The 5,196-nt window shown below is 65.7% G+C and carries 2 protein-coding genes; one reads left to right on the forward strand and one right to left on the reverse strand.

Annotated features, from left to right (window positions below):
* Positions 1 to 1,301 (forward strand): YcaO-like family protein (locus JYJ84_RS27785; protein ID WP_205189716.1); only part of this gene is annotated, 1,301 nt, incomplete at its 5' end.
* A 134-nt stretch (positions 1,302 to 1,435) separates the two neighbouring features.
* On the opposite strand, the gene JYJ84_RS27790 is transcribed toward JYJ84_RS27785, so the two are convergent.
* Positions 1,436 to 5,056 (reverse strand): hypothetical protein, encoded by a 3,621-nt coding sequence (locus JYJ84_RS27790; RefSeq protein WP_175221503.1) that lies wholly within the window; start codon positions 5,054 to 5,056, stop codon positions 1,436 to 1,438.
* Positions 5,057 to 5,196: the final 140 nt, after the last annotated feature.

Consider the following 5,196-nt stretch of genomic DNA (forward strand, 5'->3'; position numbering starts at 1 on the left):
CGCGCGCCGACGGCGGCTACCGCACCGCCGATCCGCAACAGGTGTTCGCGCGTCATGCCCACCTGATATCGCCGGTCAGCGGCGCGATCGCGTATCTGCATCCGATGCCGAAGCGGCACGCGGGCCTGCGCAAGGTCTACGCATCGGGCTTTCTCGTGTGTCCGGCGGCGGTGCCGGGCAGCAACCGGTTCGACAGGATCTGCTCCGGCAAGGGCCGCACCGACGAGCAGGCGCGTGCGAGCGCGCTATGCGAGGCGCTCGAGCGCTTCAGCAGCGTGTATCAAGGCGACGAGGCGACGCTGACGGGAAGCATGGAAAGCCTGCTCGCCGATCCGGCGTGCGACGCCGCCCCGATCCACGTGAACGACCTTCAGCAGTTCAGCGAACGGCAATTCGACACGCGCGAGGCGATCAACGCGCTGACCCGCGATGTGCGAAAGCAGGTGCCGCCGCGCTTCACGGCGCGCGACGTCATCGACTGGACGCCGGCCTGGTCGCTCGTGACCGGCCGGCGCCATCTCGTGCCGCTGAGCTACTGCTATGCGGAAACGCCCGACCGTGCGCAGGCGCCGGCCGCATGCGTGCACAACCCCAACGGCTGCGCGGCGGGATCGAGCGTCGACGAGGCGATCCTGCAAGGCATGCTCGAATTGATCGAGCGCGATGCGGTCGCGATCTGGTGGTACAACCGGATGCCGCGCCCGGGCATCGAACTCGCGAGTTTCGAGGATCCGTATTTCGATGCGCTCGTGCGTGAATACGCGACGTTCGGATGGCGTTTGTGGGCGCTCGACATCACCGCCGATCTGGGCGTGCCGACCGTGGCCGCGCTGGCGGAAAACCCGCAGGACGGGCGCTTCTCGATCGGCTTCGGCTGCCATCCGGACGGCCGTATCGCGGTGCAGCGGGCGCTGACCGAAGTGAACCAGTTGCTCGATGTCGCGGCGGATGCCCCGCACCCGTGGGATCGCGACAAGCTGCCGGATACCGGATTCCTGTATCCGGCGGCGGATGTGCAGTGCACGACCCGCTCGACGTGGCAGCCGATCGACGCCGCGTCGTTGCCGGCGGCGATCGCGGATGGCGTCGGACGCATCGCGGTGGCCGGCATGGATGTGCTCGTCGTCGACAAGACGCGGCCCGACATCGGTTTGTCCGTGGTGCAGGTGATCGCGCCGGGGCTGTGCCATTTCTGGCCGCGTTTCGGCGCGCCACGGCTCTATTCGGTTCCCGTTCGGCTGGGCTGGCGCAGGGAGCCGTGCCGCGAGCCGGAGTTGAACGAGGCGCTGCTGTTTCTTTGATGCGCCGAGCGCCGCGAGCAGGTGGCCAGGCAGCGCATCGACGGCGGTCGTGCGGCGGTGCCCGGCCAGCTTGCCCGAGTACCGCCGCACGGTGCCGCGTCAAGGCCGGCTCGTGCCGCGACGATCGACCGGCGTCACGCCAGCGCCTGGGCGGGAAGGCGCTTCGCGACGGCCTCGTCGGACTTCAGCGACACGGCCAGATGCAGCGCGGTCGTGGTCATGCCGCCCAGGCCGACGATGACGAGCAACGCGAGGAGCGAGATGCCCTCGGTCGCGGCGACCACCGTCTTGACGCCCAGGAAGCGGAACACCTGGCTGGTGATCGTGTCGACGAATGCTTCCGCCGCCTCGAAGCCATCCAGTTTCTCGCCGCTCTTCACGGCCCACACGATCGTCATGGCCAGCCGCGCGCAGCCCCACAGGTTGACGGTGACCTGATCGACTTCCGCGGGGATCTTGTACTTCTTGCCGGCGATCTTGAGCGCCCCGGCCCGTCCGTAGCCCACGACGGTGTTCAACAGCCACAGCAGGTTGCTGAGCCCCTTGGCGTCGTTGCACGAAAAACCGCCCGCATCGCTCGCGATCATCCACGGCACGCTGAAGAATGCGGAGCCGAAGCCCATGAACAGCGAGCCGGTGCTGATTGCCTCGACCTCGACCTCTTCGGTTTGCAACGCGATCTCGATGGTGTCGAGAATGGTCGCGGCAAAGATGCAGACCGACGCCGATACGCCGAAGAAGATCGAGATCGCGGATTTCTGCTCGGCGCTGACCATCAGCGACACTTCGGACTTCGGCGCGATCCCGCTCTGCTCGGCCAGCCACTGCGCGGTGAACGACGACTTGAAGCGGGTCACGCTCGCGGCGTCGGGGAACGGCGCTTCATGTTTCACCAGCTTGTACAGCAACGTGCCCGGGATCGCGACGATGTACGAGAACAGGTCGCACACCTTGAAGCTCAGCGACGAGCCGGTGATCAGCTTGTAAAGCTGCGAGACGAACGGGATCTCCCATTCCGTGTTGAACAGGGCCTTGATCGCGTCGATCACGTCGGCGACCAGGTCGAGAATCGTCAGGACCAGCCCTTTGGCCGCGCTCAGTGCAAACTGGGTGACGGCTTCCATCACCTTGACGGTGCCGGCGAACAGCAGGTCGAGCACGCGATCGGGGGTGCGGCCGATTTGCTCGAAGTACGTGGCGGCATCGTGGAACGCGTTCTTGCCCTGACCGAACTCGAAGTTGTCGGCGACGTCCTTCAGCTTCTCGCACAGGTCCTGGAGCGGATCGGCGGCGGCAGCCAGCGCATCGCCCCGCGCCAGGACGCGCGTCGCCTTGTAGTTGTCCGAAAACGCGTTGAGCAGCACGTTGTGGCTGGTCGACTCGTCGATGCGCGGGTCGGGTTGATCGACGTCTTCCGCGTACTGGCCGATCGCGAGCTTCGGGTCCAGTTGCGCGAGGAACGTATTGACGGCCTTGTCGATCTCCGTCTGCAGGTGGTCGAAGCCTGCCGCCACCTGGCCTTTCACCGCATCGACCGCCAGGAGCAGATAGTCGAAGGTCGCGTCGAACGTATGGCGGGTCGCCTCCGCCGACCGCTTGATGTCGCCCCATGAGAAGAAGAAGGCGAGCCACTCGTACAGTTCCTTGAAGAACACCTTGAGCTTGTTCCAGATGCCCTCGACGATGTCGAACGCCTGCTGGAAGAGCTTGATGGTCTTGTCGATCAGGTACGTCACGCCATCGATGAGGAAATTGAAGACGACCTTGATCTCGTTCACGAGGCGCGTGACCGGATCGACGATGGTCGTCACGACGAATTCCTTCAGGCCGTCGACGATGCGGCCGACGCCGTTCTTGATCGCGTTCCAGATATCGCCCCAGTCGATGCCGAGGAAGCCGGCGTTCGCCAGGGTTGCATCGCCGGACGACGCCAGTGTGCGGGAACGCAGCAGGTACGCGCCGGCCTGGTCCGCGGTCAGGTCGTCGTAGTGCACGCCGGTATCGGTGAACGACACCCGCCAGTGCTGCGCGGGCACGTCCTCCGGCACGAGCGCGAACGGATCGGCGGTGCCGCGCACCGTATGCCGCAGCCCGACGACGGAGCGGTTGGCGCCGAGGTACCGCAGGCTCCGGGCCGCCGCGCTCGCCGGCATGCCGAACGACATCGACTGCCGCATGATCTTCGCCATGTTCTCGGCGTTGTCGCGGGTCCGGAATTCCCCGGTCAGCAGGTAGGCGCCGGAGGCGGTCTTCGCGTTCCAGACGGCATCGGTGTCGACCGCGTGCATCTTCTCCTGCAAGGCGCCGTTCGGCTCCACGGTGACGCCTTCGCCCGGCTGCATGTACTGGGTGCGGATGTGGTAGCTCGGGCTCGCGAGGCTGTTGGTGAAGCGCTCGATCACCACCTTGCCGCCGCCACCCGACAGCACCGGGATCGTGTAGTCGGGGCTGGCCTGATAGTACAGGCCGTTGATGCGCAGCGGCACCATCGACGCGGCATCGATCTCGACCTGCGCATGGACGGCGAGCTGGCCGGCGTCGTCCAGCACGATGATTTCCGTTGCATGGGTCGGTACCGACGTCATCTCGCCGGAGCCCTGCAGGCGGATTTCCTCGTTGGTCCACTGGGTCGTCTTCGGATCCTGCCAGAAGCGGTACAGCTTGCTGTCCGACGACACGGAATACGCTTCCGAGTAGCCGGCGGCGTTGCGGCCGACCGTGAATTTCGTGTTGGGCACCGGGTTGCCGAGCTCGAACAGGCTCGACCAGCTCACCTTGTTGAGCCCGCTGCTGATCTGCCGCGTATGGTAGAGCCGCTGGTCCTTGCCGATCGCGAAGATCTCGAGCAATCCGCCGGCGTTGATGACCGCCCGCAGCGACGTCACCGGGGCCGCGTTGCTGACCAGCACCCAGTCGTCGAACTGGATGCCGGACGAGCTGTACTTCTTCTCGCGCTTTTGCCAGATGCCGAAATCGGTATCGACGATGAAGATGTTCAGGCGCTTCTCCTGATCGGACACGACGGCGAGGTCGATCGCCTTCTTGTAGCCGAGCGTCGTGAAGTAGGAGAACCGGAAGTCGCTCTGCGCGAACAGCACGGCGTTGTCCGGGCCGATGGCGAACAGCGACTGCTGCACCGGATCGTTCGCGCACATCGCGATGCGCTTGACGGTGGCGTTGTCGGTGCTGTCCTGGCTCTTGCGGATCGGCACCCAGTCGGTCGACCCCCAGGTGCCGTCCTTCCTCAGGTAGCTGCTGCCGACTTCGTCGTTGTCGAGCACGACGTTGACGTAGACGTTGCCGAAATTCCGGGTCGACAGCATCTGCTTGAGCGGGCGTTTGGCGCCGGCGGGCTGGCAGTCGGCCTGCGCGTAGCGGCCGTCCTTCCACTGGCTGAGCGTCAGTTTGCCGTTCGTGCCGATGCCGAGGAGGTTGGGGTTGTCGTAATCGTCGCTGCGCGCGAGGTAGGGGCTGACCTGGCTGGCGGTGACGCCGAGATCGGCTTCGGCCCAGCCGGTGTCCGACTGGTTGTCCGCGCGGATCCGGTAGACCTTTTGCGCGGTACCGGACGAATAGATATCGAGACGTCCGGCGGAATTGAGGAACGTCGAGATGTCGCTCGCGCCGGTGACCGGGCCGATGATCTCGTAGCTTTCCATCAGACGGGTGCTGACCTGCAGGCCCGATTTCGGATCGGGTGCGTTGCCGTAGAGCGAAGCGGACAGGGACGGCGGGACGGTATGAACGCCAGGCATGGAATCTCTCCAGTTGAAGGGGTGGGCGGTGACGGCTAGGGCGTGTCGCGCGTGAGCGTGCGCGCCGTTTGCAACAGGGGCGCGGTCCAGAGCCAGCGCCGGTCGGTGGACGAGAAGACGGTGGCGTGCGCGGTTGCTCG

This window comes from Burkholderia sp. LMG 13014 (assembly GCF_905232215.1).
Taxonomy (GTDB): Bacteria; Pseudomonadota; Gammaproteobacteria; order Burkholderiales; family Burkholderiaceae; genus Burkholderia.

What these genes read in the sequence shown, in the direction of transcription:
- JYJ84_RS27790 (WP_175221503.1), bottom strand. Translation starts at nt 5,056, where the DNA reads ATGCCTGGCGTTCATACCGTCCCGCCGTCCCTGTCCGCTTCGCTCTAC.